General features: G+C 64.1%; 22 protein-coding genes and 6 pseudogenes. 21 read left to right on the forward strand and 7 right to left on the reverse strand.

What is annotated here, in order from left to right:
- Position 1 precedes the first annotated feature (1 nt).
- Positions 2-403: a phage holin family protein gene (locus DC31_RS14850; protein WP_036281479.1), complete on the forward strand. Its 402-nt coding sequence runs from the start codon at positions 2-4 to the stop codon at positions 401-403.
- A 55-nt stretch (positions 404-458) separates the two neighbouring features.
- Here the strand turns inward: DC31_RS14850 and epsC are convergent, their stop codons facing one another.
- Entirely contained in the window at positions 459-1,028 is a 570-nt protein-coding gene (gene epsC, locus DC31_RS14855; RefSeq protein WP_036281481.1) for a serine O-acetyltransferase EpsC, read from the reverse strand.
- 7 nt (positions 1,029-1,035) lie between these two features.
- Positions 1,036-1,974, reverse strand: a complete 939-nt coding sequence (cysK, locus tag DC31_RS14860; RefSeq protein ID WP_036281484.1) for a cysteine synthase A — start codon at positions 1,972-1,974, stop codon at positions 1,036-1,038.
- Positions 1,975-2,092: 118 nt separating this feature from the next.
- On the opposite strand from cysK, the gene prmC reads away from it, so the two are divergent.
- The 17 genes and pseudogenes from prmC to DC31_RS14940 all read left to right on the forward strand — a co-directional run bounded on the left by prmC (position 2,093) and on the right by DC31_RS14940 (position 17,960).
- Positions 2,093-2,953, forward strand: coding sequence for a peptide chain release factor N(5)-glutamine methyltransferase (gene prmC / locus DC31_RS14865; RefSeq protein WP_036281486.1), 861 nt, complete (start codon positions 2,093-2,095; stop codon positions 2,951-2,953).
- Between the two features lie 63 nt (positions 2,954-3,016).
- Positions 3,017-3,739 carry an L-threonylcarbamoyladenylate synthase gene (locus tag DC31_RS14870; protein WP_036281489.1) on the forward strand — a complete coding sequence of 241 codons (723 nt, stop codon included), beginning with the start codon at positions 3,017-3,019 and terminating at the stop codon, positions 3,737-3,739.
- Positions 3,736-4,902: an MraY family glycosyltransferase gene (locus tag DC31_RS14875; RefSeq protein ID WP_036281491.1), complete on the forward strand. Its 1,167-nt coding sequence runs from the start codon at positions 3,736-3,738 to the stop codon at positions 4,900-4,902. The genes DC31_RS14870 and DC31_RS14875 overlap by 4 nt, the downstream gene beginning before the upstream one ends.
- Positions 4,899-5,396 (forward strand): hypothetical protein, encoded by a 498-nt coding sequence (locus tag DC31_RS14880; RefSeq protein ID WP_036281493.1) that lies wholly within the window; start codon positions 4,899-4,901, stop codon positions 5,394-5,396. The genes DC31_RS14875 and DC31_RS14880 overlap by 4 nt, the downstream gene beginning before the upstream one ends.
- A gap of 139 nt (positions 5,397-5,535) precedes the next feature.
- Positions 5,536-6,336: a F0F1 ATP synthase subunit A gene (atpB, locus tag DC31_RS14885; RefSeq protein WP_036281570.1), complete on the forward strand. Its 801-nt coding sequence runs from the start codon at positions 5,536-5,538 to the stop codon at positions 6,334-6,336.
- Positions 6,337-6,375: 39 nt separating this feature from the next.
- Positions 6,376-6,612, forward strand: a complete 237-nt coding sequence (gene atpE, locus DC31_RS14890) for an ATP synthase F0 subunit C (protein WP_036281496.1) — start codon at positions 6,376-6,378, stop codon at positions 6,610-6,612.
- 29 nt (positions 6,613-6,641) lie between these two features.
- Positions 6,642-7,193 carry a F0F1 ATP synthase subunit B gene (locus tag DC31_RS14895; RefSeq protein ID WP_036281498.1) on the forward strand — a complete coding sequence of 184 codons (552 nt, stop codon included), beginning with the start codon at positions 6,642-6,644 and terminating at the stop codon, positions 7,191-7,193.
- Entirely contained in the window at positions 7,193-7,981 is a 789-nt protein-coding gene (locus DC31_RS14900; RefSeq protein ID WP_036281500.1) for a F0F1 ATP synthase subunit delta, read from the forward strand. The genes DC31_RS14895 and DC31_RS14900 overlap by 1 nt, the downstream gene beginning before the upstream one ends.
- Before the next feature lie 54 nt (positions 7,982-8,035).
- Entirely contained in the window at positions 8,036-9,676 is a 1,641-nt protein-coding gene (atpA, locus tag DC31_RS14905) for a F0F1 ATP synthase subunit alpha (protein WP_036281502.1), read from the forward strand.
- A 17-nt stretch (positions 9,677-9,693) separates the two neighbouring features.
- Positions 9,694-10,595, forward strand: a pseudogene (locus DC31_RS14910) (F0F1 ATP synthase subunit gamma).
- A gap of 23 nt (positions 10,596-10,618) precedes the next feature.
- A pseudogene (gene atpD, locus DC31_RS14915) lies at positions 10,619-12,068 on the forward strand (F0F1 ATP synthase subunit beta).
- A gap of 2 nt (positions 12,069-12,070) precedes the next feature.
- Positions 12,071-12,331 (forward strand): F0F1 ATP synthase subunit epsilon, encoded by a 261-nt coding sequence (locus tag DC31_RS14920; protein WP_036281504.1) that lies wholly within the window; start codon positions 12,071-12,073, stop codon positions 12,329-12,331.
- Positions 12,332-12,408: 77 nt separating this feature from the next.
- Complete coding sequence (locus DC31_RS14925; RefSeq protein WP_036281507.1) at positions 12,409-13,152, forward strand: YaaA family protein; 744 nt, start codon at positions 12,409-12,411, stop codon at positions 13,150-13,152.
- Positions 13,153-13,452: 300 nt separating this feature from the next.
- Complete coding sequence (locus DC31_RS18235) at positions 13,453-14,028, forward strand: hypothetical protein (RefSeq protein WP_152545450.1); 576 nt, start codon at positions 13,453-13,455, stop codon at positions 14,026-14,028.
- Positions 14,029-14,386: 358 nt separating this feature from the next.
- Positions 14,387-14,620, forward strand: a pseudogene (locus DC31_RS20650) (serine/threonine-protein phosphatase); the annotation flags it as partial.
- 188 nt (positions 14,621-14,808) lie between these two features.
- Positions 14,809-15,087, forward strand: coding sequence for a PP2C family protein-serine/threonine phosphatase (locus DC31_RS20655; protein WP_442921914.1), 279 nt, complete (start codon positions 14,809-14,811; stop codon positions 15,085-15,087).
- Positions 15,088-15,143: 56 nt separating this feature from the next.
- Positions 15,144-17,960, forward strand: a complete 2,817-nt coding sequence (locus DC31_RS14940; RefSeq protein ID WP_036281509.1) for an FtsK/SpoIIIE domain-containing protein — start codon at positions 15,144-15,146, stop codon at positions 17,958-17,960.
- Between the two features lie 49 nt (positions 17,961-18,009).
- On the opposite strand, the gene ald is transcribed toward DC31_RS14940, so the two are convergent.
- Together ald and DC31_RS14950 are read right to left on the reverse strand one after the other, a co-directional pair.
- Positions 18,010-19,122, reverse strand: coding sequence for an alanine dehydrogenase (gene ald, locus DC31_RS14945; protein WP_036281512.1), 1,113 nt, complete (start codon positions 19,120-19,122; stop codon positions 18,010-18,012).
- 57 nt (positions 19,123-19,179) lie between these two features.
- Positions 19,180-20,173, reverse strand: a pseudogene (locus DC31_RS14950) (asparaginase).
- Positions 20,174-20,209: 36 nt separating this feature from the next.
- On the opposite strand from DC31_RS14950, the gene DC31_RS14955 reads away from it, so the two are divergent.
- Positions 20,210-20,683 (forward strand): OsmC family protein, encoded by a 474-nt coding sequence (locus tag DC31_RS14955; RefSeq protein WP_036281514.1) that lies wholly within the window; start codon positions 20,210-20,212, stop codon positions 20,681-20,683.
- A gap of 14 nt (positions 20,684-20,697) precedes the next feature.
- Here the strand turns inward: DC31_RS14955 and DC31_RS14960 are convergent.
- Positions 20,698-21,500: pseudogene (locus DC31_RS14960) on the reverse strand (lysophospholipid acyltransferase family protein).
- A gap of 145 nt (positions 21,501-21,645) precedes the next feature.
- Between DC31_RS14960 and DC31_RS14965 the strand changes: the two are divergent.
- Together DC31_RS14965 and DC31_RS14970 are read left to right on the forward strand one after the other, a co-directional pair.
- Positions 21,646-22,602, forward strand: coding sequence for an FKBP-type peptidyl-prolyl cis-trans isomerase (locus DC31_RS14965; protein WP_036281516.1), 957 nt, complete (start codon positions 21,646-21,648; stop codon positions 22,600-22,602).
- Positions 22,603-22,689: 87 nt separating this feature from the next.
- Positions 22,690-23,675: pseudogene (locus DC31_RS14970) on the forward strand (1-deoxy-D-xylulose-5-phosphate reductoisomerase); the annotation flags it as partial.
- Positions 23,676-23,849: 174 nt separating this feature from the next.
- On the opposite strand, the gene DC31_RS14975 reads toward DC31_RS14970, so the two are convergent.
- Entirely contained in the window at positions 23,850-25,466 is a 1,617-nt protein-coding gene (locus DC31_RS14975; protein WP_036281519.1) for a Mur ligase family protein, read from the reverse strand.
- 95 nt (positions 25,467-25,561) lie between these two features.
- The gene (locus tag DC31_RS14980; RefSeq protein ID WP_036281521.1) at positions 25,562-26,230 is read right to left on the reverse strand and encodes a YcnI family copper-binding membrane protein; all 669 of its coding nucleotides are present in this window, start codon (positions 26,228-26,230) and stop codon (positions 25,562-25,564) included.
- Between the last annotated feature and the right edge of the window lie 106 nt (positions 26,231-26,336).

Genomic DNA, 26,336 nt, shown 5'->3' on the forward strand with positions numbered 1-26,336 from the left:
CGTGATCACCCTCCTGTTTCGGACCGTCGTGTACCTCGCCTCCGCGGCAATCGGGCTGATCGTGGCCGATCTCGTGCTCGAGGGCTTCCAGATCCAGTGGGACAAGTGGTGGGGATTCGTGATCTGCATCGCGATCTTCGCGATTCTGCAGAGCATCCTCAGCCCGTGGATAGCGAAGCTCGCAGATCGCTATGCGCCCGTCCTGATGGGCGGCATTGGCATCTTCTCGACGCTTGTCGCGCTGATCGTCGTCGTGTTGCTCCCGATCGGTGGCCTGCGCATCACCGATCTGGCCGGCTGGATTCTCGGCGCGGTGATCGTCTGGATCGTCACGGCACTCGGCACGATTCTGCTCCCGATGATCTTCCTCAAGCGTGAGGTCAAAGAGCGTCGGAAGGCTTGAGCGCTCAGATCGAATACGACGTCAGATCGAATACGACGTCAGATCGAATACGACGTCAGATCGAATACTCTGGCGCGGTGAGGATGCCGCGAACGTCTTCCTTGCCTGTTCGCGTGCGTGCCTTTGCGGGAACACCGACGAGGATGCTGTCTGCCGGGGCATCCTTGGTTACCACCGCGTTCGCACCGATGACGGATCCAGCACCCACAGTCACGGGACCCAGGATCTTGGCACCCGCGCCGACCGCGACGCCGTCGCCCAGCGTGGGATGCCGTTTGCCGGAGTCGCGCGTACGCCCACCAAGGGTGACACCGTGATAAAGCATGACGTCGTCGCCGAGCTCTGCGGTCTCGCCGATCACGACGCCCATGCCGTGATCGATGAAGAAGCGGCGCCCGATTGTCGCACCGGGGTGAATCTCGATGCCGGTCAACAGGCGCGTGATCTGCGATCCGGCGCGGGCCAGGAAGCGCAGGTCACGCACCCAGAGGGCGTGCCAGACGCGGTGCCCCCAGACGGCGTGCAACCCGGGGTAAAGCACTGCGACCTCGAGGCCGCTGTGTGCGGCGGGGTCGCGAAGACGCGCGGCGACGATGTCCTCGCGAATTTGCGCGATCATTCCCATGTACGGATCAGCCTTCGCGCAGGTCCTCGAACAGCGCGGTGGAGATGTAGCGCTCACCGGTGTCCGGCATGATCACAACAATTGTCTTTCCGGCGTTCTCTGGACGAGCAGCGACCTGCAGCGCCGCCGAAAGCGCCGCGCCGGACGACATTCCCACCAGCAGGCCCTCTTTGGCGGCGAGTTCGCGGGCGAGGCGTAGCGACTCATCGAACTCGACGGCGATGACCTCATCGAGCACGTCGCGGTCGAGAACGGCCGGGACGAAGTTCGGACCGATTCCCTGAATCTTGTGCGGCCCGGGGTGGCCTTCGGTGAGGACGGGGGAGTCCTTCGGCTCGACGGCGATGACCTGCACGCCGGGCTTCGCGGCCTTCAGCGCCTGGCCGGTGCCGGTGACAGTGCCGCCGGTGCCGATGCCCGCGACAAGAATGTCGACGTTGCCGTCGGTGTCGCGCAGAATCTCCTGCGCGGTGGTCTCACGGTGAATCTGCGGGTTGGCGGGGTTCTCGAACTGACGGATCCACACGGCGCCGGGGGTCGCGGCGACGATCTTCTTCGTCTCCTCGATCGCACCGCTCATGCCGGTGGTCGGGTCGGTGAGGACGATCTCTGCACCGAAGGCCTTGAGCAGCACGCGACGCTCTTTCGACATCGACGCCGGCATGGTCAGGATGACCTTGTAGCCGCGCGCAGCGCCCACCATCGCGAGTGCGATGCCCGTGTTGCCGCTGGTGGACTCAACGATCGTGCCGCCTGGCTTGAGCTCGCCGGATGCCTCAGCGGCATTTACCATCGCGATGCCGATACGGTCTTTCACGCTCGACGCCGGGTTGTAGTACTCAAGCTTCGCCAGAACGGTGGCCCCGACCCCTTCGGTGACGCGGTTCAGTCGAACCAGCGGCGTGTTGCCGAAAGCGGTGGTGATGTCGGAATGGATGCCAGACATAGTTGGCCTTTCGTTCGCGGAACGGTGCAACGGCAAGCCTATTCGAGTCGATGCATTGTCGGGTCATTGTGACGGGGAATGGGGCGGGTGGTGTGAGCCCACGACGTACGCTGGGGGAGTGCCTGAACTGACCCTCGCAGCTGTTGTCCGCTCCGCCGCCGAGCGTCTCGCCGCCGCCGGAGTGCCAGACCCGCTCGTTGACGCCGAACTCCTCGCCGGACACGTTCAGGGTGCGCGCCGTGGCGAGGTGCAGGCGGCGATCGTGCGCGGCGACACGATGGGTGAGCAGGATGCTGCGGCACTTGACGCCCTCATCACCCGGCGCGAGGCCCGCGAACCCCTTCAGCATCTGACCGGTGTCGCACCGTTCCGCCACCTCGAGCTTGCCGTTGGCCCTGGTGTCTTCGTACCGCGGCCTGAGACCGAGACGGTCGCACAGTTCGCGATCGACGCGCTGTTGAATGATCCAGATCCCGAACCGATCGGTGTTGACCTCTGCACGGGCAGCGGGGCGATCGCGCTGGCCATGGCCACTGAGGTACCGCATTCGCGCATTTACGCCGTCGAACTTTCGACAGACGCCTACGCCTGGGCGGCGCGCAACACTGTCGACGCTGCGAACCTCACGCTGGTGCACGCAGACCTGGCCGACGCTCTTGAGGAGATAGACGGCACCGCGGCTGTGGTGATTTCGAACCCGCCGTACGTTCCGGATGACGCCATCCCCAGGGACCCGGAAGTACGACTCTTCGACCCGGACATGGCGCTTTACGGCGGGCCGGATGGCCTCGATATCGTGCGCGTGCTGAGCAGCAGGGCGTTACGGTTGCTTCGCCCCGGCGGTCTGCTCGTCATCGAACACGGCGAGCTGCAGGGGGAAGCCATTCGCACTCTGCTTTCCCAGGACGGTTGGCGGGCACCAACAACGCATCGCGACCTCACCCAGCGTGATCGATCGACGACGGCGCTGCGTCCCTGAAAGAAATACGGTTGAAGAGGCGAGTCGTGGGCTATGAGGGTGGACACGTAGACTGTCAAGGCCATGTCCTCAGTCTTCGATTGCTCTGATGAGGCGCAGCTGCTCGCCGGTATGCGCCATGCGCGTCAGGCGATCGCCCGAGGCGGACTCATCGTCATGCCAACCGACACCGTTTACGGTCTGGCTGCTGATGCATTCACCCCATCGGCGGTGCAGCGACTCCTGGACGCTAAGGGCCGCGGTCGCAATCAGCCGCCTCCCGTCCTCGTTGCGGGCCAATCCGCACTGGCCGCACTCGTGGAAGAGATTCCGGATCCTGTGCAGCGTCTGGTCGATGAGTTCTGGCCGGGCGGACTGACCATCGTGCTCCCAGCACAGGCTTCGCTCTCCTGGGATCTCGGCGACACTCTTGGCACTGTTGCCGTGCGCATGCCGAACCAGCGCGTGGCGCTGGAGCTTCTCGAAGAGACAGGTCCGCTGGCAGTGTCGAGCGCCAACCTCACCGGCAAGGATGCTGCTATATCTGTCAAGGATGCCGAGCGGATGCTGGGCGACAGTGTTTCCGTGTACCTCGATGGCGGCATGAGCAAGACGGGCATTGCGTCCACGATCATCGACGCGACCTCCTTCGTTCGTCGCGGCTCGGATGCTGGCGAACCCCGCATCCGGTTGCTGCGTGACGGCGCCGTAACCCGCCGTCAGCTGGAAAGCGTGCTCGGTGATCTCCTTGAGCCGGAGAGAACGCCAGCCGACTTCGTGGACCCTGCAACGGACGGCTCCGCGTGAAGCAGTACCTCTTTACGATCATCCTCACCGCAACCGTCACGCTCGTGATGACCTGGGCGGTCTGGCAGCTCAGCCTCCGATTCAAGCTCTATCCCGGCATCCGCGAACGCGACGTGCACACGACGCCGACCCCACGGCTCGGCGGCATTGCGATTGTCTTCGGCATCGCCGCTGCGATCGCCGTTTCCGCGGCGAACCCGTTCTTCAGCATCATGTGGGTGCCACCGCAGACGATGTGGGCGATTCTCGCAGCGGTGCTGCTCATCGCCGTCATCGGCGTGATCGACGATCTCTGGGACCTCGATTGGATGATCAAGCTCGGCGCCCAATTCCTCGCGGCCGGCATCATCACCGTCGGCGGAGGGCTCCAAATCCTCGCGCTGCCCCTGGGCGACATGATCATCTTCTCCAGCTGGTTGAGCATCGCCGTGACGATGTTCGCGATCGTGGTCGTCATGAACGCCGTCAACTTCATTGACGGGCTCGACGGTCTGGTCGCTGGTGTCTGTCTGATTGCTAACGGCGTGTTCTTCGCTTACTCGTACATCCTCACCCGCGACACCGGCGCCAGCAGCTACTTCAACCTGGCCTCGTTCCTCGCCGCTGTCATGATCGGTGCATGCATCGGATTCTTGCCGTTGAACTGGAGTCCAGCCAAGTTGTTCATGGGGGACTCCGGCGCGCTCGTTCTGGGATTGCTGATGGCGACGTCTGCCATCGCGCTCACCGGTCAAATGTCATCAACCGCGATGAACCCGGAAGAGTTCGGCCGCTCCCAACTGCTCGGCGCGTTCATCCCGATCCTGCTGCCGCTCGTCGTCGTGATCTTGCCGCTGCTCGATTTCGGACTTGCCGTGTTCCGACGCATGCGGGCAGGTAAGTCGCCGTTCTCGCCCGACCGCAAGCACCTGCACCACCGGATGCTGGACCTCGGGCACCGTGACCGCGACGCCGTGCTGATCTTCTACTCGTGGACGGCCGTGATCTCGCTCGCAGTATTGCTCATGTACGTCGGCTCGCGCGAAGACTGGCCGGGCCAATACCTGCCGGGTGTCGCGTTCGGCGTGATCGGCATCGCCGCGTGCCTCGTCGTCACCCTGCTTCCCACCCGCCGCGCTCCGAGCGCGCCCACCGAATCTGCCCCCGCACTGGAGAACCGATGAGCGACACACCCGAGCATGCGACCCCCGCACGCAAGACACCCACGAGCACACCTATGCTCCGAAAGACGCTCACGTGGACCGCGTTGGCAGCGGTCGCACTCGTTGTCCTCAGCGCCGGAATCGGCTTCCTTGTCGCCGGCACGAACGGGCTGTGGAGCGGCCTGGTAGGTGTAGGCCTGGCCGTGATTTTCCTGGCACTCACGCCGCTGAGCATGCTGATCGCCAACCGCTGGTTTGGCACCGAGATGTTCGTGCCACTGTTCTTCGGCATTGTGATGGGTGGGTGGTTGCTGAAGTTCGTGCTGTTCTTCGTCGCCATGGTGATCCTCCGCGAACAAGCCTGGGTGGTGCCTACCGTCACCTTCCTGTCGTTGGTGGCGGGGATCGCAGTGAGCCTCGCAATCGACGCGGTGGCCTTCACCAAAATTCGAATGCCCTACGCCTCGGATGTTGCTCTGCCGCAGATCAACCCTGAAGAGCGTGACGATTCGTGACCCTGGGAAAATCTTGATAGTCTAAATCCGGGTTCGCTGGACGAGCTTTCGCGTCGTGCGAGATGCTCCGATTCAGCTTGAACTCCCCACCCAAATCGTCGCGTCGATCTTGATCGATGTCCCCGAAGCTGGAGCAACGTTGACTCACGCCGCGAGCCTTCTCGTCCGAATCGCAACGGATGAGTTTCACCCACCGTCGATCACTGAATTCTTCCCGGAGATTCTCTTCAGTATTGGCCCGCTCTCGGTGCACCGCATCCACCTGGTGCAGTTCCTCGCCACTATCGTCGTGGTCCTGATCTTCTGGCTCGGCACGCGCAAGCTCAAGCTCGTTCCTGGCCGTGGCCAGTCGATCGTTGAGATGGGCTTCGACCTCGTCCGCGTCAATATCGCTCACGACATGATGGGCAAGAAAGACGGCGATCGCTTTCTGCCGCTGCTGACCACCATTTTCTTCATGGTGTTGTTCATGAACATGACGGGTGTCATCCCCTTCCTGAACATCGCCGGAACGAGCATTATTGCGGTGCCGTTGTTGCTCGCAGTAATCGCTTACGGAGCGTTCATTTATGCGGGCGTCCGCAAGGGCGTGTGGCACTTCATCCGCAACTCGCTGTTCCCGCCCGGAGTGCCGCCGGCCCTTTACATCCTCGTCGCGCCGCTCGAGTTCATCTCGACCTTTATCGTGCGACCGGTCACGCTCACGCTGCGACTGCTGATGAACATGATGGTCGGTCACCTCATGCTGGTGCTGTTCTTCGCAGCAACCCAGTTCTTCATCTTCTCGATGGGCGGCTTCTGGACCGTGCTGGGTGCGGGCACCCTCGCTTTCGGCTTCGCCTTCACTGCCTTTGAAATCCTGGTGGCCTTCCTCCAGGCGTACGTCTTCACTATCCTCACCGCGGTCTACATTCAGCTCGCAGTCGCGGACGAACACTAATCGGGGCGCTTCGGCTCCCCTCAATGAAAGGAAGAATCCGTGGATTCCGTTTCTGTTCTCGCCCAGGTCACCGGCTCCATCGCCAACGTCGGCTACGGCCTCGCAGCTATTGGCCCGGCCATCGGCGTGGGTATCGTCGTCGGCAAGACGATCGAAGGCATTGCCCGTCAGCCTGAGCTGTCCGGCAAGCTCCAGGGCACCATGTGGATCGGTATCGCCTTCACCGAGGCGCTTGCGTTCGTCGGTATCGGCGCGGCGTTCCTCTTCGGCTTCTGATCCGCTATCACCACACTTAAGGAGACAGGATGCTGAACGCTCTTGTCACGCTCGCGGCCCAGGAGGCGGAGCACAACCCGCTCATCCCGGCGATGTACGACATCGTCTGGTCCGCGGTCTGCTTCGTCATCATCCTGGTCGTGGCCTGGAAGGTCGCACTTCCGAACATTGCGAAGATGCTCGACGAGCGGTCCGCCGCGATCGAGGGCAACATCGCCAAGGCCGACGAAGCACAGAAGCAGGCGGAGGCGGCTCTCGAGGAGTACACCCGTCAGCTTGCTGAGGCTCGCACCGAGGCCGGTGAGATCCGTGAGGCTGCCCGTGAGGACAGCAAGAAGATCGTTGCCGAAGCCAAGGAGACCGCGACCGTTGAGGCCGCCCGCGTCACTGCCACAGCCCAGGCGCAGATCGAGGCCGAGCGTCAGACGACGCTCGTCGCGCTCCGCTCCGAGGTAGGCACGCTCGCGATCGACCTTGCTGGCGGCGTTGTCGGCGAGACGCTCTCGGACGACGCTCGTGCCACCGCAGTTGTTGACCGCTTCCTCGCAGATCTCGAGTCGGCAGACAAGGCGGCCAGGTAATGGGTAGCGCGACCACTCAGGCACTCGCGGCCTCGACGGCGGCCCTCGCTCAAGCGAAGGACGTCACCCTCGACACTGCCGGTGAGTTGTTCACCGCGGCACGTTTCGTGGGCGAGTCCGGAAAGCTGAGCGGCGCGCTCGCTGACCCTGCCGCTCCCACCGGCCTGCGTGAGCAGGTTGTGGCGTCGGTCTTCGGCGGACTGTCGGAGACGACACGGCAGCTGCTTTCGTCGGTTGTTGGCCAGCGATGGTCTGACGAGGACGGCCTCATCGCCGGCATCGAAGAGCTCGCGATCCGGGCTACGGCTATCGCTGCTCCGAATGTCGATATCGAGGGGGAGCTGTTCTCCTTCCTGAGCGTCATCGCAGCCAATCCGCAACTCGAGCTCGCGCTCGGCGGACGGTTGGGCGAAGACTCGGCGAAGGGCGCTCTCGTAGAGAAGCTCCTGGACGGCAAGGCGAGCGCACCGACGACGTTGATCCTCTCATCGTTGGTCCGTCAGCCGCGGGGACGTCGCGTTCGTCAACTGCTGAACCGGGCGATGAAGATCGTCTCGGCTCAGGGCGATCGTATCGTTGCCACGGTTCGCGCCGCGGCGCCGCTGTCGGCAACTCAGCGCACCCGCCTCGGCGATGCGTTGGCTCAGCGCTACGACGGCCAGATCTCCATCAATGAGGTGATCGACCCCACTGTTGTGGGCGGACTGCGTGTGCAGATCGCCGACGACGTTATCGACGGCAGCATCTCCGCGCGGCTCGCCGATCTTCGACAGAAGCTCGCGGGCTAATACGACTTCGCGCGGGGAACCGCGCAGATTCTCCTCCAATACAAAGGGAAGACAATGGCAGAACTATCGATCAGCCCCGACGTCATCCGTGACGCGCTGAAGGACTTCGCCGCTGCGTACGAGCCCACCGGCGCCGCAGCGACCGAAGTTGGCACCGTCATCGACGCAGGCGACGGCATCGCCCACATTGAGGGCCTGCCCGGCGTCATGGCGAACGAGCTCCTGACGTTCGCCAACGGCACGCAGGGCCTCGCACTGAACCTCGACGAGCACCAGATCGGTACCGTCGTGCTCGGCGAGTTCTCCGGCATCCAGGCTGGCCAGGAAGTTCGCCGCACCGGCGAAGTTCTCTCGGTCGCCGTCGGCGACGGTTACCTCGGCCGCGTGGTTGACCCGCTCGGTAACCCCATCGATGGTCTCGGTGAGATTGCATCCGAGGGCCGTCGTGCACTCGAGCTGCAGGCGCCTGGCGTCATGCAGCGCAAGAGCGTGCACGAGCCGATGCAGACCGGCATCAAGGCGATCGACGCCATGATCCCCGTCGGTCGTGGTCAGCGTCAGCTGATCATCGGTGACCGCCAGACCGGCAAGACGGCCATCGCGATCGACACGATCATCAACCAGAAGGATAACTGGGCGTCTGGCGACACCAACAAGCAGGTTCGCTGCATCTACGTCGCCATCGGCCAGAAGGGCTCGACGATCGCGGCTGTCAAGGGCGCGCTCGAAGATGCTGGCGCGATGGAGTACACGACAATCGTCGCGGCTCCCGCCTCTGACCCCGCTGGATTCAAGTACATCGCTCCCTACACCGGCTCTGCCATCGGGCAGCACTGGATGTACAGCGGCAAACACGTCCTCATCATCTTCGATGACCTGTCGAAGCAGGCTGAGGCCTACCGTGCTGTTTCGCTTCTGCTGCGCCGTCCGCCGGGACGTGAGGCATACCCGGGTGACGTCTTCTACCTGCACTCCCGTCTGCTGGAGCGTTGCGCGAAGCTGTCCGACGAGCTCGGTGCGGGTTCGATGACGGGTCTGCCCATCATCGAGACCAAGGCGAACGATGTCTCGGCGTACATCCCGACCAACGTGATCTCGATCACCGACGGCCAGATCTTCTTGCAGTCCGACCTCTTCAACGCCAACCAGCGTCCTGCGGTCGACGTGGGTATCTCGGTCTCGCGAGTCGGTGGTGACGCTCAGGTCAAGAGCATCAAGAAGGTCTCCGGAACACTGAAGCTCGAGCTGGCGCAGTACCGCTCGCTCGAGGCCTTCGCGATGTTCGCGAGCGACCTCGACGCGGCTTCGCGTCGTCAGCTTGACCGCGGTGCACGCCTGACCGAACTGCTCAAGCAGCCGCAGTACTCGCCGTACCCGGTCGAGGATCAGGTCGTCTCGATCTGGGCCGGTACCAACGGCAAGCTCGACACCATCGAGGTCTCGGATGTCCTCCGGTTCGAGCGTGAACTGCTCGATCACCTGCGTCGCAACACCAAGGTGCTCGACACCTTGCGTTCGACCAACGTCCTCGACGACGACACCGCTGCCGAGCTGAACAAGCAGGTTGACGCCTTCATCCTTGAGTTCCAGGGTGGCAAGGGCCAGTCCATCGGCGCCCTCGGCAACGAGGAGCACGCAGCCTCGGATGTCGACGACGTCAACCAGGAGAAGATCGTCAAGGGTCGTCGCGCTTAACGCGCGGGTATTGAACCATGGGAGCACAACTCAGGGTCTACAAGCAGAAGATCTCTTCTGCTCAGACGACCAAGAAGATCACGAAGGCGATGGAGCTCATCGCGGCTTCGCGCATTCAGAAGGCGATGGCGCGCGTGCGCGCGTCGTCGCCCTTCGCGCGGGCTGTGACACAGGCTGTTTCTGCTGTCGCGACCTACTCAAATGTCGACCACCCGCTCACTCGCGAGCCTGAGACGATCCGACGGTCCGCCGTCGTGGTCTTCTCATCGGATCGCGGTCTTGCCGGTGCCTTCAACTCGCAGATCCTCCGCGAAGCGATGGAAGTCGGTGAGCTGATCCGCTCTCAGGGCAGTGAGCCGGTTTACTACCTGGTCGGACGCAAGGCCGTCGGATACTTCCAGTTCCGTGGCATCAAGGCGGCCGCGCAGTGGACGGGCGACACCGACACTCCGAAGTTCAAGACGGCCGAGGAGATTGCGGCGACGCTGCTTGAAGCGTTCAACCGTGACGCCGCGGATGGGGGAGTAGACGAACTCCACCTCTCTACAACCGCTTCGTGAGCATGATGACGCAGTCGCCGGAAACAGTTCGCCTGCTTCCGCTCGAAATCGTAGAGCACAGCGAGTCGGCCACCTCGGCTGGCGCGGTATACCCGCTCTACGAGTTCGAACCGGATGCTGAGACCGTTCTCGACGCGATCCTGCCGGTGTACCTGCAGAGCCGGATCTTCAACGCACTGCTGCAGTCGTCCGCCGCTAAGCAGGCTGCGACCCAGAAGGCGATGAAGTCGGCCAGCGACAACGCTGACAAGCTCATCACCGACTACACCCGCCTCCGCAACAACGCGCGTCAGGCGGAGATCACGCAGCAGATCGCCGAGATCGTCGGCGGTGCCGACGCCCTCTCCTCGAGCAAATAGACCATCAAGAAAGAGACGAAGATATGACCCCCACCGCCACAGCTGAGGCTGGGACCGCGGTCGTCGGGCGCGTCGCACGCGTCACGGGCCCGGTCGTCGACATCGAGTTCCCGCACGACTCGATTCCTGACATCTACAACGCCCTGAAGACCACGATCGTGCTCGACGGAGAATCAACTGAGATCACGCTCGAGGTCGCACAGCACCTCGGCGACGACCTCATCCGCGCGATCGCGCTGAAGCCCACTGACGGCATCGTTCGTGGCCAGGAAGTGCGCGACACCGGCGAGCCGATCTCGGTTCCCGTGGGTGACGTCACCAAGGCAAGGTCTTCAACGTGATCGGCGAGGTTCTCACGCCGCGCCCGGCGAGAAGATCGAAATCACGGAGCGCTGGCCGATTCACCGCCAGGCACCGCCCTTCGACCAGCTCGAGTCGAAGACGCAGATGTTCGAGACCGGCATCAAGTCGATCGACCTTCTCACCCCGTACGTGCTGGGTGGAAAGATTGGTCTCTTCGGTGGTGCAGGTGTCGGCAAGACCGTCCTGATCCAGGAAATGATCCAGCGTGTTGCGCAGGACCACGGTGGTGTGTCGGTGTTCGCCGGTGTCGGTGAGCGTACCCGTGAGGGCAACGACCTGATCGCTGAGATGGAAGAGGCTGGCGTCTTCGACAAGACCGCTCTTGTCTTCGGGCAGATGGATGAGCCGCCGGGAACGCGTCTTCGCGTCGCCCTCTCGGCTCTGACGATGGCGGAGTACTTCCGTGACGTGCAGAAGCAGGACGTGTTGCTCTTCATCGACAACATCTTCCGCTTCACGCAGGCCGGTTCCGAGGTCTCGACGCTGCTAGGCCGCATGCCCTCCGCCGTGGGTTACCAGCCGAACCTCGCCGACGAGATGGGTGTTCTTCAGGAGCGCATCACCTCGACCCGTGGTCACTCGATCACCTCGCTGCAGGCGATCTACGTTCCGGCCGATGACTACACCGACCCGGCTCCGGCAACGACCTTCGCGCACCTTGACGCGACGACCGAGCTTTCGCGTGAAATCGCTTCAAAGGGTCTGTACCCTGCGATTGACCCGCTGACCTCGACCTCGCGCATCATGGACCCCCGCTACCTAGGCGAGGACCACTACCGCGTTGCCACCACGGTCAAGCAGATCCTTCAGAAGAACAAGGAACTGCAGGAGATCATCGCGATCCTCGGTGTCGACGAGCTCTCTGAAGAGGACAAGATCGTCGTGTCGCGTGCACGCCGCATCCAGCAGTTCCTTTCGCAGAACACCTACATGGCGAAGAAGTTCACCGGTGTTGAGGGTTCGACGGTTCCGCTCAAGGAGACCATCGAGTCGTTCGACGCCATCGCCAAGGGTGAGTTCGACCACGTGGCCGAGCAGGCCTTCTTCAACGTCGGCGGTCTCTCCGACGTCGAAGAGAAGTGGGCGCAGATCCAGAAGGAGAACGGCTAGTCATGGCATTGCAGGTCAGCCTCGTCTCCGCAGACTCGGAGATATGGACGGGTGAAGCGAGCCTCGTGGTCGCGAAGACCGTCGAAGGCGAGATCGGCATCATGACCGGCCATGAGCCGATCCTGGCGATCCTCGCTGAGGGTCAGGTGCGCATCACCAAGCTCGATGGCACCAAGGTGCTCGCCAACGCGCAGGACGGCTTCCTCTCGATGGAGGGCAGCCAGCTGACGATTGTCGCCGGCAACGCGGCGCTCATCGCCTGAACTAACTCATTGCGGACGCGTCCGTCTTCTGTTTCCATCGTGACCAGAGGGCGGGCGCGTTCTCGTTTGTGGAGCCTATGAAGATTCTCCTTCCACCTTCTGAGACCAAGCGTGCCGGTGGTTCTGGCAAGCCGCTGTCGCTCGAGAAGCTCGCTTTTTCGTCGTTGACGCCACAGCGCGCGAGCATCGTTGATGCGCTCGTCGCCCTGGCGGCTGACCCTGTCGAGGCGCGTCGGGTGCTCAAACTCAGCGAGCGGCAACTCACCGACATTGAGGACAATCGCGTGCTGCGCTCAGCGCCGACGATGCCAGCGGTCGATCGTTACACTGGAGTGCTGTTCGATGCTCTGGATGCGACGACCCTCGATTCTGCGTCCAGACGATGGCTGGGGAGCCACGTCTGGATTCACTCCGCACCCTTCGGTCTGATCTCCGCGCTCGACGCGATCCCCGCGTATCGACTCGCTGCCGGAACCTCTCTGCCGGGTATCGCGCCGTTGCGCCGGCACTGGGCAGAAGCGAGTTCCGCAGCGATCGCGCAAGAGTCGCCGCCATTCGTTCTTGATCTGCGCAGCGAGGCCTATGTTGCGCTGGGCCCTGTGCCAGCATCCGTGTCTTCGGCATACGTGCGCGTCGTCACGGATGCTGGAAAAGCGCTCAACCACTTCAATAAGAAGGCCAAGGGCGAGCTGGTTCGGGCACTGGCGAAGGATCGACCGCGGCTGCGTTCACTTGCAGGTTTGCAGGAGTGGGCGCGGGCGCGCGATTTCACTTTTCGTTCCACGACCGATGCTCGGGTCATTGAACTCTTAGTGAAGTGATGAACAGACACGACACTTTCAGTCGTGCGCGAATATCCCAATCACGCTAGTGTGATTGACGCGATGCGGAATGTATCGCCTACTCCATGGAGGGGTCAATGGACAACTACTACTACGACACCGCCACTGCCGGTCTGTTCGCGGGCATCATCGTCTTCGGCCTGATCTTCGCGGTTATCGGATATGTCTTGTCTTCGCTGTTCCTGATGAAGATCTTCGAAAAGGCTGGCGTACAGGGCAAATGGCGCGGCCTGGATCCCGGTCTACAACACCATGATCCTTCCTTAAGCTCGGCCCGACATGAGCCCTTGGCTGATTCTGTATGCCTTTGGTGCGACCGTTCTGCTCAGCTGGGTACCGGTCATCGGACAACTCATCGGACTCGCAGCCTACGTGCTGATGATCCTCGCGGCCTACCGCGTTGGACAGAAGCTCCAGAAGGAGGGTGCATGGGTCGTCCTCTACATCTTCTTGTCGATCGTCTGGCTCGGAATCAACGCTTTCGACAAGTCGCGTTGGAACACTCAGATCCCGCCCGCACCGTGGGCTGGCAATGCCTTCTTCGCTGACCGCACCACGTGGGATGGCGTTCCTACTCAGCCTTCGGCTGCAGTTGCGCCCGGCTATGGCGCTGCACCGCAGGGTTACGCACCGCCGCAGGGCTACCAGCAGCCTGCTGCACCTGGCTACCCGCAGACTGGCGCTCCTGGTTACCAGCAGCCTGCTGCACCGGCAGCACCTGGCTACCAGCCGCCGGCAGCTCCTGCTACGCCGCCAGCTCCGGTGACGCCGCCGCCGGCCGCTCCGACGCAGCCGCCGACGGCGCCGCCGGCTCCGCCCGCACCGCCGGTCAACCCGACGCAGCCACCTGCGTGATGAACTGAATGAAGGGTCCTCGATTTCGATCGAGGGCCCTTTGTCGTTCATGGCCAGGATTCCGGTAGCGTTGACATAGTCATGTTGCAGCGCCGAGTCGAAGCATCCGATTCTCACGGTGCGCAGGTATGACGCAGTTCTACTACGATGTGTGAGAATCTTGCGGCCGCCCGAAGCGCCGCTTTCAACCCGGAGGCCCCATTTGTCTGAGACGACCACGCAGACCCATCGCGTTGCCGTCGCCGCTGGTGACGACGTGGTGCTGACCTGGGCTGGAGTCACCGACACGGGTCTTCGCCGCGATAACAACCAGGATGCTTTCCTGGCCGAGTATCCCTTGTTCGTCGTCGCTGACGGTATGGGGGGGCATGCGGGTGGCGAGATTGCCAGCCAAAGCACGATCGCACGGCTGCAAGAGGTTGTCAGTACCGGCGTCATCACCACGGGTGCCATCGAGGAAGCGCTTGAGCACGTCGTTGGGGATATTGCTGCGCATCCGGACACCACGGACGAAGGCACTGGTACGACACTCACGGGCGTACTGTTCTCTCTCGCTGAGGACGGCCCGCGCTGGATTTCGCTCAACATTGGCGACTCACGTGTCTACTTGCTGCGTGACGATCGACTGGTGCAGGTGACCACCGATCACTCCGTCGTTCAAGAGCTGATCAGCTCGGGCGACTCAGCCCGGAAGAGGCCGAGGGCCACCCGTACAGCAACGTCATCACCCGCGCCGTCGGAGCAAGCGAGCTCACCGCGCCCGACTATCTCGGGATCGAGGTGCTTGACGGCGACCGATTCGTGGTGTGTTCGGACGGCCTCACCAAGGAACTCACCGACTACGGCATCCAGCATTTCTTGCGTGAGCATGCTGACCCCGCAATCGCGGTCGACGCCATGCTCGCTGCGGCGCTGGAGAACGGCGGTCGCGACAACGTGACCGTGATCATTGTGAAGGTCGAGCGCACCGGCGGCGACTCCGCGATCGACAATGCAGATACATCGAAGATTCAGATCATCGATGAGTCGTCCTCCACAGTGGAGCAGACCGCCGAATAGCCTCTTCTGGCTGTGGATAACGGCCTGGCGGGTCGTGGACGGCGTGCAATAGGGGCATGGATCTTGAGCCACTCACCCTGCCGGCAACGCCGGCTGCACCTCGAAGGCAACCGGTCCCGGTGCTGGCGGCGGTCGTCCCCATCGCGGCAGGCGTCGTGCTGTGGCTTGTGACGGGGTCGATCTTCTCGTTGTGTTTCGCCGCGCTCGGCCCGCTGATGATCGGGGCTTCGCTGCTTGATGGTCTTCGCACCCGTCGTCGCGAGCGTCGTGTAGCGGCGGAGGAGGAGACAGCAGGTTGGCGTCGAGCAGAGCAGGACCTGCGTCGCCGTCACCAACGCGAGCGCCGCGAACTGCGACGCGTCCATCCGGATGCTGCGGCCTGCGTGCAGGATCCGCCGCTGCGCGACCTGCAGGCTCTCGATGAGGCAACGCCGATCGTCATCGGATCGGGTGCCCGTCGCAGCGTGCTGCGAGTGACGGGTGATGACAGCGAGCGCTCTCGTGCGTTTCGTGAGCGAGCGAGCGATGTCCACGACGTTCCGATCGTCGTGCCGATGGGACGCGGCGTCTGTCTGCGCGGTCCCGCACCCGTGGCAGCAGCTGCAGCCAGGGCACTCATCGTGCAGCTGTGTCTGCGTCACGCACCAGCGCAGCTTGCACTGGTAGGAGACGGACTCGCTCCGTTGGGTCTGGATAGCTTTCCGCACGCAGGTCGGCCGCGGCGCGGCGCGTGGCGGCTCGCCGTGAATCTGGCCGATGGCGACTGCACGGATGCGGCTGCCGAGGTACGTGTCTGTGGTCCGGGCGGCGAAGTGCCGGAGGGCGTGACGACCGTGGTCGACTGCGCTGATCCAGGGCACACCAGCGTGCGTACTACGGCCGGTGTCGAGGACATCGTGGTGGAGTGTCTGTCGCGGCCGCAGGCCGTGGCAATCGCCGCTGGCAGCATGGAACGTGAAGGTGAGGTGGCACAACTACCAGACAGCGTCGCGCTCGAGGAACTCACGCAGGGCGACGACAGCGGCTCAGCCCGGCTCCGAGCCGCGATCGGCCGCACAGAGAGCGCGGAGGTGGTACTCGATCTCGTGGAAGACGGGCCGCATGCGATCGTGACGGGGATGACTGGCTCGGGGAAAAGCGAGCTGCTGGTGACCTGGGTGACCTCGATGGCACGGACGCACAGTCCAGAAGAGGTGACCTTCGTCTTAGCCGATTTCAAGGGCGGCACCGCATTCGACCCGCTGCGTTCCCTGCCGCACGTCGCAGCCGTGATTACGGACTTGGATGACGAGGGCGCCCGTCGCGGCGTGCAGAGCTTGACGGCCGAGCTTCGACGCAGAGAGACGGTGCTCCAAGAGCTCGGAGTAAGGAACGTCGCGGAGAGTAAAGGACAGCTGGCGCGACTTGTGATTGTGGTCGACGAGTTCGCCGCGCTTTTGCAAGAGCACCCCGACCTCGGAGCGGTCTTCACAGATGTGGCGGCACGAGGCAGGGCTCTCGGCATGCATCTCATCCTCGGCACGCAGCGGGCGGCGGGAGTCATCCGCGATGCACTGGCAGCCAACTGTCCGCTGCGGGTGAGCCTGCGTGTTACCGAGGCAGCGGACAGTCGCCTCGTGATCGGCTCAGATGAGGCGGCTGAGTTGCCTGGTGGCGCAGGCTCGCGCGGCTTGGCGTTCGTGCGCCGCCCACAAGATTCATCCCCCGCCGCCGTGCGTGTGGCGCTCACCGGTGCGGGGGACCTGCGCAGCATCGGCGCGCGGTTCTCCGATGCGCCGGTACCCACCAGCCCATGGCTGCCTCCGCTGCCGCGACGTCTGGCGCTCGCGGCGCTCGCTCACGCGCACCCGGCGGGGGAGTCGCTGCTCCTTGGCCTTGCAGACGAACCGGAGAAGCAGCGTCAGATACCCGTGCTGCTGAGGCCAGGAGTAGATCGGGGGATCGTTGTGATCGGAGGCAGCGGATCGGGACGCACGACAGTGCTGCGGGCTCTGTCAGCGCAGAACCAACGTGCGGTATTCATCGATTCTGATCCGGAGCGAGCGTGGGACACGGTTGCTGATCTCTCTGAGGGAGATCTTCCTGCGCCTGACCTCGTACTGTGTGATGACCTCGATCAGCTCACTGCCGCATTTCCCATCGAACATGCCCAAGTGTTCCTCGAACGGTTTGAGAAGCTTGTGCGCACAGCAGCGGTGCGTGGGTGCACGATCGTCGTGACGACCAGCCGCGTCTCGGGTCAGATCTCGAGGGTGATCGAGGCGCTGCCGACTCGGATGCTGTTGCGCATGGGCACCAAACTCGAACATCTCGCAGCAGGCGGTGAGAACGACGGCTACCGCCGCGATCGGCCTGCCGGGCGCGCGAGAATGGACAATCGTGAGGTGCAGATCGTCTGGGCCGAACCTGACGTGAGTGGCGAGCAGGATGCCCGAATCCCAACGGCGCGGGCAACAAGCGGGGGTGAGGGTGCGCGCGCGACGAGCTGGGCTGCGGCTGCTCGCGTGGTGGGCGTGGTCGCGCCGGGCGCCCGACGGGTTGTTGAGGCGCTGCGCGCCGCGCATCCGAACTGCGAGGTGAAGCCGGTCTCCGATCGCTCGCAAGATGCTCCTTCCGAGCTGGGCGGCGGACGGCAGACAATCCTGGTCGGCGATCCAGAGACCTGGCAGCGTCACTGGGGCCTGTGGCAGCAGATCCGACTCGAGGGAGAGATGCTGATCCTTGCGGAATGCGCGGCGGAGTTGCGTGCCTTCACCGGCAGCCGGACGCTGCCGCCGTATGCCGAACCTCACGTCGGGCGTGCGTGGAGCATCCAGGACGGACGCCAGCCCAGACGCGTAATCATTCCCGAACTTGATCCTTCGAACCGGTGATTTGAGAATTCAGAGCACCGGTCTCACACACCGGTCTCTCACACCGGCCTCACAGCACTGACTCGAGTGGCCGAACATCCATGCCGTGAGCCACAGCGACGCCGTCGTTGAGCACCGCACCGCCCGCGATATTGAGGCCTGCGGCCAACGCCGTGTCGGCGCGAAGCGCGTCTTTCCACCCGCGGCGTGCGATCTGGCGCACATAGGGGAGCGTCGCGTTGGTGAGCGCGGAGGTCGAGGTATTCGGAACCGCACCGGGCATGTTGGCGACGCAGTAGAACACCGTGTCGTGCACGGCGAACGTCGGATCATCATGTGTTGTCGCATGAGTGTCTTCGAAGCAGCCGCCCTGGTCGACGGCGATGTCGACGAGGACGCTGCCGGGGCGCATCTCAGCGACCATGTCGTTGGTGACGAGTTTCGGTGCGCGCGCTCCGGGGATCAGCACCGAGCCGATCACCAGGTCAGAGGCGGTGACCGCTCGCCGCAGATCCATCGGGTTGGATGCCGCGGTCTTCACACGCCCGGAGAAGTGATCATCGAGCATCCGCAGTCGGGGGATGTTGGTGTCGAAGATGGTGACGTCCGCGCCCATGCCGCTGGCGATCACCGCGGCGTTTGCGCCGGCGACACCTCCACCGATGACGGTGACGGTAGCGGGCCGGGTGCCGGGTACACCTGACATCAGCAGGCCGAGGCCGCCGTTCGAGCGCAGCAGTGTGTTCGCTCCGACGAGAGGCGCCAGCCGCCCGGCGACCTCGCTCATGGGAGCAAGGAGCGGGAGCCCGCCTCCAGCCAGCTGCACAGTCTCATACGCGATGGCGGTCACGCCGTCAGCGAGGAGCCGTTCGGTCAACGGGCGATCGGCGGCGAGGTGAAGATAGGTGAACAGCGTCAGATCATCGCGAAAATACCGATATTCACTGGCGATCGGCTCCTTCACCTTGAGCAGCAGTTCTGCGCACGCCCACACCTCAGCAGCGTCATCCAGCAGCGTGGCGCCTGCCTCCGCATACTCGGTATCGGGCATGGATGAGCCCACACCCGCCCCGGATTGCACGAAGACCTCGTGCCCAGACTTCACCAGATCGTGCACGCCAGCGGGCGTGAGCGCGACACGGTACTCGTTGTTTTTGACCTCGGTGGGGACGCTGATCCTCATCGTGGCTCCTCTCCTTCCCCTCGACATTGAGGGGGGTTTCAGCCCTGGGTCAGGGCATCAGATGCCGGCGCCGGGACGGATCATCCCGACGTCATTCCCTCCGCCGAGTACGGCGAGGGGAAGTTTGCTGGCCAGCGTTGCCACGTTAGCCTCGTTGAGGGCACCGCGCGGGCGAGGAGAGTTGCGGCGACGATTGTCGCCGCACGTCCCGAGCCATCGAGCATCTTCAGCGCCACTGTGGTGCCGTTCGGCGCAACCATGACCATGATGCCTTCGGCGCCCCCCTTGGCGAACACGCCGAGAGTCTCGATCGCGATCGTGTCGGGTCGCCCCGGTCCCTCGATGGTCCAGGGGTTCTCCTTGACCGCACGAACCAGCGTGCCAGCGACGCGGTGCAGGGCGAACGGCGACCGCTCGGACGCCGTGCCGATCCGGTGGATGCCACGGGCAAGACCCGCCAACGTGATGGCGTGCACCGGCGCCCCGCATCCGTCAATAGACGTGTGCGCGATCTTCTCGCCCGTAAGACGCTCGACCACTTCGCGAATGTGCAGTTGCAGCGGATGCAACGGATCGAGGTATCCGTCGGTTGCCCAGCCGGTCGCCACGCAGGCGCGGAGCATCGCAGCATGTTTTCCAGAGCAGTTCATCCGGATGCGTGCCGGCTCGCCGTGTTCGCGGACCAGCTCATCACGGGTGGCGGTGTCAGTCGGCCATGCGGCCGGGCACGCGAGCTGATCTTCAGTGAGCCCACCTGCGGTCAAAACCTCGCGGACGACGTCGGCGTGACGGTTAGTGCCGACATGACTGGCCGTTGCGAGCGCGAGATGCTCGCCGGCAAGTTCTGCGCCAGCTGTAATGCAGGCCACCGCCTGAAGCGGCTTCAAGCTGGAGCGGGGGAGGATCAGCGCGTCCGGGTTTCCCAGGCGCTGGTGACCTCACCGTCGGGTGACAGGACGATCGCCGCGCCCGCATGGCGGGATTCGACGAACCCACTTCGGTCGACGACGGCGAGTTCTACGGCATCCGCAACAGTGAAAGTCTCCAACACCCCTCCACCCTAAACTCTGCGTGCCAGACTGACCGCATGAGGCTCGGAGAACATCACTACGCATTGACCACAACGTGGACAGGAAATCTCGGCTCCGGTACCAGCGGATACCGCGATTACTCCAGAGACGTCACGATCGAGGTCGAAGGAAAGCCGACGCTGCTCGCATCCGCGGACAAGCCGTTCCGCGGCGACCCGGAGCGCTGGAATCCAGAGGACATGCTCATCGCCTCGTTGTCCGAATGTCACCTGCTGTCATACCTGCACGCCTGCGTGGTTGCCGGCGTCGTGGTCGTCTCGTATCGCGACACCGCGACCGGCGTCATGACCGAGGACGGCAAGAGCGGCGGCGCGTTCACCGAAGTGCTGCTGCGCCCAGAGGTGGTCGTCGCCGACGCATCGATGATCGCGGCGGCAGAACGCGCACACGACGACGCCCACCAAATGTGCTTTATCGCGAACTCGATGAATTTCCCGGTTCGTCATCAGGCGACTGTCACTGCGGCGTAGGCAGCTTCGTCTGCTCAGCGGCGCTCGTGCGGCAATGCCTGCTTGATCTTCTCGATCGGACCCTGCGCGGGAGGCTCGTTGTACACGCCAGCGAGTTCTTGCTCCGACAGCGAGTGGATTGCCGCCATGATCTGATCAGTCGCGAGTCGACGCGCTTTGCCGCTGGATGCCGGACCGTGCACCGACAAATCGATCGGATCGCCGAACCGTACCGTGATGCGCTCTTTCATGGACGGGAGCTTGGCACCCTTCGGCATGGCCTTATCGGTGCCGATGAGCCCGACCGGAACCACTGGCGCCCCGGTCTGCAAGGCGAGGAAGGCGACACCGGTGCGGCCCTTGTAAAGGCGTCCGTCCGTGGAGCGCGTGCCTTCCGGGTAGAGCGCAACGGCGAGGCCGTCGTCGAGTAGCTGGCGCTGCTGGTCGAGGGCATCGAGTGCTGCCTGTCCTGCTCCTCGGCGCACGGGGATTGCCCCGATCGACTGGAAGAACGTCCGCGAAACGGCGCCTTTGAATCCGGTGCCTCGAAATAGGTCGATTTCGCCAGGAACTGGACGGGGCGGGGCGCGGCGACCGGAATCGCGATCGAGTCGATGAACGACAGGTGGTTGCTCGCGAAGATCACGGGCCCATCGAGAGGGACACGATCGCGTCCCTCTACCCGCGGGCGGTAGATCACGCGCGCCAGCATGCCTATCACGGCACGTCCCATGGCATATGTTGCGCCGGCGTGACGCGGAGTAGCGGAGTCCTCTGCAGCCTCCGCTACGACCTCTTCGGGGGCCGGCTCAGAAGTGTCGGACTGCTCAGAGGTCATCAGATCAGGCTACTCCGCGATCCATGCTCTCCATGGCATAGAACTCTCACCGGCCGGTCGAGGTCCGCAACGGGAGCCTCTCCCAGCGAGGGCAAAGGCGAATGCGAGAAGATAGGACGTCCCCCCACGATTTTGAGGTTTCACTTTGCGCAAGCGCCCACTCATCGTTCTGTCCACCGTTACCGCTGCGACCCTGCTGCTGGCCGGATGCTCAGGCATCGACGGCACAAAAAGCGATGCGGGTGACAAGGCAGGCACAGACCTCTGCTCGGCAGCTGTCGACAGCGGCGCTGCGTCGAAAGATGTCACCGTCGACGGCGAGTTCGGCACCGTATCTGCGGCGAGCTTCGAACTCGGCCAGCAGGTTGACGAAGCTCAGCGCAGCGTGGTCAGCGAAGGAGACGGCGACAAGATCGCCGACGGCGACTACGTCAGCTACGCCCTGAGCGCCTTTGACGGCGATACCGGTGAGCGTCTGGGTGACGCTGGCTACACAGAGGGTGAGCTCCTCCCCGCCGCACTGACGGCAGACGCGCCCCTTGGCCAGCTCATCGGTTGCGCGACGGTCGGCTCTCGACTTTCGATCGTCTTCCCGACCACGGACCAGGCTGCTGCACAGTTCTACATTCTTGACGTGCTCGATGTTGTCCCCACCGCGGCATGGGGCAAGGAGCAGGCGCCGGTTGAAGGCATGCCGACGGTCACGCTCGACAAGGACGGCAAACCCACCGTCAAGATCCCCGACACCGCGGCGCCGACTGAGCTCCAGATCTCCGTACTCAAGGAGGGCGATGGCATCCCTGTTGAGGCCGGTGATACCAGTCTCCTTCAGTACCACGGCGTGAACTGGACTGACGGTGAGACATTTGACTCATCATGGGAAAACGGCGCACCGATCTCGATCGACGGAAACACTTACGTCGAGGGCTTCATTCAGGCGCTCGCAGGTCAGAAGGTCGGCTCGCAGGTTCTCGTCGTCATCCCGCCGGCTCTCGCCTACGGTGAAACAGGTACCAGCGACCACGAGCTCGCAGGTCAGACGCTGGTGTTCGTGATCGACATTCTCGCCACAATGCACCCCGCAGCGGCCGCCGCGCAGTAAGCGAACGGCCGCGCGAGCGGTGCCGTGGTCGAGAAGAGCAGCCGAGAAACGCGATCGAGAAATACGGCCGAGGCTTAGGCTGAGATCATGCGTCGCATCATCGTTCTCGGCTCCACTGGCTCCATCGGCACTCAGGCGTTGGACGTGATCCGCTCCAATCCGCGACGGTTCGAGCTCGTCGGTCTCGCTGCCGGTAGCAACTCAGAGTTGCTCGGGCAGCAGGCAGAACAGTTCCAGGTGGACGACACTGCACTGGGCGCTGAGCAGGCAGAGCAGCTGGTTCGCGATGTTGAGGCGGATGTCGTGCTCAACGCGATCACCGGTTCGATCGGTCTCGGCTCAACGCTCGCGGCGCTGAAAGCTGGCCGCACACTGGCGTTGGCCAACAAGGAGTCGCTGATCGTCGGTGGCGAGTTGGTCACTGCGGCTGCCGCAGAGGGCCAAATCGTGCCGGTCGATTCTGAGCACTCTGCGCTCGCGCAGGCCTTGCGCTCGGGGACGCACGATGAGATCCGGCGCCTTGTGGTGACGGCATCCGGTGGCCCATTCCGTGGTCGGAGACGCGATCAGATGGATGCCGTGACGCCAGCAGAGGCGCTCGCGCACCCGACCTGGAACATGGGTCGTGTCGTCACGACGAACTCCGCGACGCTGGTGAATAAGGGGCTCGAGGTGATCGAGGCGCACCTCCTGTTCGATGTCGAGTACGACGATATCCAGGTGGTCGTTCATCCGCAGTCGATTGTGCACTCGATGGTGGAGTTCATCGACGGCTCGACGATCGCCCAGGCCTCGCCGCCCGACATGCGTCTTCCGATCTCCCTGGCTCTGGACTGGCCGCACCGCATCGGCGGGGTCGGCCGACCGTTGGACTGGACTAAGGTGAGCAGCTGGGACTTCGAGCCGCTCGATGACGAGGCATTCCCCGCCGTTGCGCTGGCGAAAAGAGTCGGCCGGGCCGGCCGCACGTTCCCCGCCGTCTTCACGCCGCGAATGAGCAGGCGGTTGACGCCTTCCACGAAGGACGTCTGCCATTCCTCGGCATCGTCGACACGATCGCACGCGTCGTCGACGCTCATGAGCCCCCTGATCAGCTGACGGTCGAAACGCTCGCCGAGGCAGAGAACTGGCGCGCGCAACGGCAAATCAGTTCATCGCAAAGGTCTAAGACACCGACCCTTCGACAGGCTCAGGGAGCGGTCCAGGGCCCTGCGGGCTGTACGGAGCGAACGGGCGGGCGACCGGGCTCAGTCCGGGTACGGAACCGGCCAGTGCGGCTCGGGAACGGGCCATCCGGCATCGCGCAACGCTCGACGTGCCAACTCACGCGCCGAGTACGGGGTGCGCACTCCGCGGATGTCGCGATAATCCTGGTGCCCTGGACCCGCCCAGAGGATGGCGTCGCCTTCTCCGACGAGGCCGACAGCGGCGATGATCGCTGCCTCCGGCGGGGAAACCTCGTGGATCTCGGCATCCGGCTGCACGAGCCGCGCGCCCTCGATGAGGGTCGCACGGATCGAGGCTGGGTCCTCGAAGCGCGGGTGGTGGTCGGTGACGACCAGGATGTCGCTGCCCTCGACCGCGGTGCGACCCATGTCGTGCCGTTTCGTCGCGTCACGGTCGCCATCTGCGCCGAAGAGCATCAGGGTGCGGCCAGGTGTAACCCGGCGGATCGCTGCGAGGGTCTTTTCGAATGCATCCGGGGAGTGGCCGAAGTCGACGAAGACCGCTGGCCCCTGCTCTCCGGAGACGAGCTCGGTGCGGCCCGGCAGGTAGGCGTTGATCTGGCCGTCGCGCTCGAGCGCCAGAGCGATGCGCTCCCAGGTGTAGCCGCCTTCAAGCAGCATCACGAGCGCGAGCGCGGCGTTCGCTGCCATGTGCGGGCCGATCACGGGGACAACCGTCGTGAGCGTCTTGTCCTCGGGGCCCGTCAGCGTGAAGCGGGTGCCGCGCTGGCGCTCATCATCAATCGTGACGACCCAGTCGGCCTTGGCTGCGGCTTCGGGGTCTACCGCGATCGCCGGGGTGCCAACGGTGACCACCGGAATCTCGGAGGCGGCCACGACATCGACGCCAGCGGCGGAGTCCAGACAGATCACGGCACGACGCGCCCGGTCAGGGCGGAAGAGTGGCAGCTTCGCGGCGAAGTACTCGTCCATGTCGGCGTAGTCGTCGAGATGATCGTGGGAGAGGTTCGTGAACCCTGCGACATCGAACACGATGCCGTCGACGCGCTTGCGCGACAGTGCCTGGGCGCTGACCTCGACGGCGACGGCTTCGACCTTACGTTCGCGCATGAGCGCAAGAAGCGCATGCATCTCGGAGGCCTCGGGCGTGGTGAGCCGGGAGACGATGACGTCTCCGGCGATGTGTCTCTCTGCCGTCGAGGACAGCCCGGTCACAACACCGATCTGATCGAGAATGCCTTCGAGCAGGTGAGAGACGCTCGTCTTACCGTTCGTGCCGGTGGTCGCGAAGAGCAGCGGCAGATCGTCATCGGCGCCAGTGCCGTAGACCCAGGCGCTCAGTGACCCCAGGATGCCGCGGGGGTCATCGACGATCACGATCGGAAGCCCGGTGTTGCCGGCGAGGTCGGCGCCGGCCTCGTCGGTGATAACCGCGACCGCCCCCTTCTCAGCGGCAGTGTCGGCGAACACCGCACCGTGCTGATTGACGCCCTGAATGGCGACGAACGCCTCGCCGGCGCGGAGGTCGGCGGTGGCGAGGGTGATACCGGTCAGAGTGACACCGGCCGTGTCACCGCGGGTGGCGGTGCCGAATCGGGCGGCAAGATCCGTCAGGGCTCGCTGTGGCGGAGCATCCGGACGGAGCACGGGAGGAAGGCTGGGCTGTGTGGTCGACATGGCCCTTCCATGATCTCATGAGCGGGTGTCTGGGACGCGCTCGCAGATGTGTCGGGCGCGCCCCAGACCGGCTTCATCCGCCGGTTCGCGAGCGGCTAGGCCGAACGCCGATATGCGAGTACCGCAACGACGAGACCAGCGAGGCCCGCAACCAGCCCTGCACCGCCGAGGATCGTTCCGACTGGACTCGCCGATTCCTCCGCTGGCGTGCTTTGCGGCATGTCGGAGTGCTCGCCGTGTCCGGCATCCGCGGTGTCTGAGCCAGCGGCCGCCACAGTCACGACCGGTGCGGGTGAATCGAGATCGTGCGGATCAGCGCCATCCTCAGCGATCTCGACCCACTCGTTCATGCCGGTCTCGCACTGCTGCTCAACGGGGAAAGCGAGGGCATCTGGCGCATCCTCACCGAGCGTCACTGCCATGCTCGCCGCGCCGCGGAGACCGCCAGGGATGGGGGAAGTGGCGGTGTAAGTGACCGCAGAGACGAGGCCGTTGTCGGCGCGCTCAACGGCGATGTCCCAGAGGCTGTCGACCGTCGGTGAGACGGATGCCAGACCGTCAGGCATCGTGATGCGCAGCGCCGTCGTGGGGGACTCCTCGCAGCCGTGCGAGAACGAGAAGGTCAGTACAGCCGAGCCTCCTGGCTCGATGGCATCGGGGCTGACGCCGACGTGAGCGCTCGCAGCGAGCGGAGCTGCGAGAACAAAACCTGCGGCAAGAACGGCGGCGGCGACGCCGCGACGGGGGAATCGAGAGTTTGACATGGGTGTCTCCTGTGGTCAGATGCAGAGTCGACTCTGCGTGCGGGCACGCCGATGGCGCGCTGAACCGCGAGGGATGCCGTGAAACGGCGATGATCACGTACGACTG

The sequence above is a fragment of the Microbacterium sp. CH12i genome, assembly GCF_000685355.1.
Classification (GTDB): Bacteria; Actinomycetota; Actinomycetes; order Actinomycetales; family Microbacteriaceae; genus Microbacterium.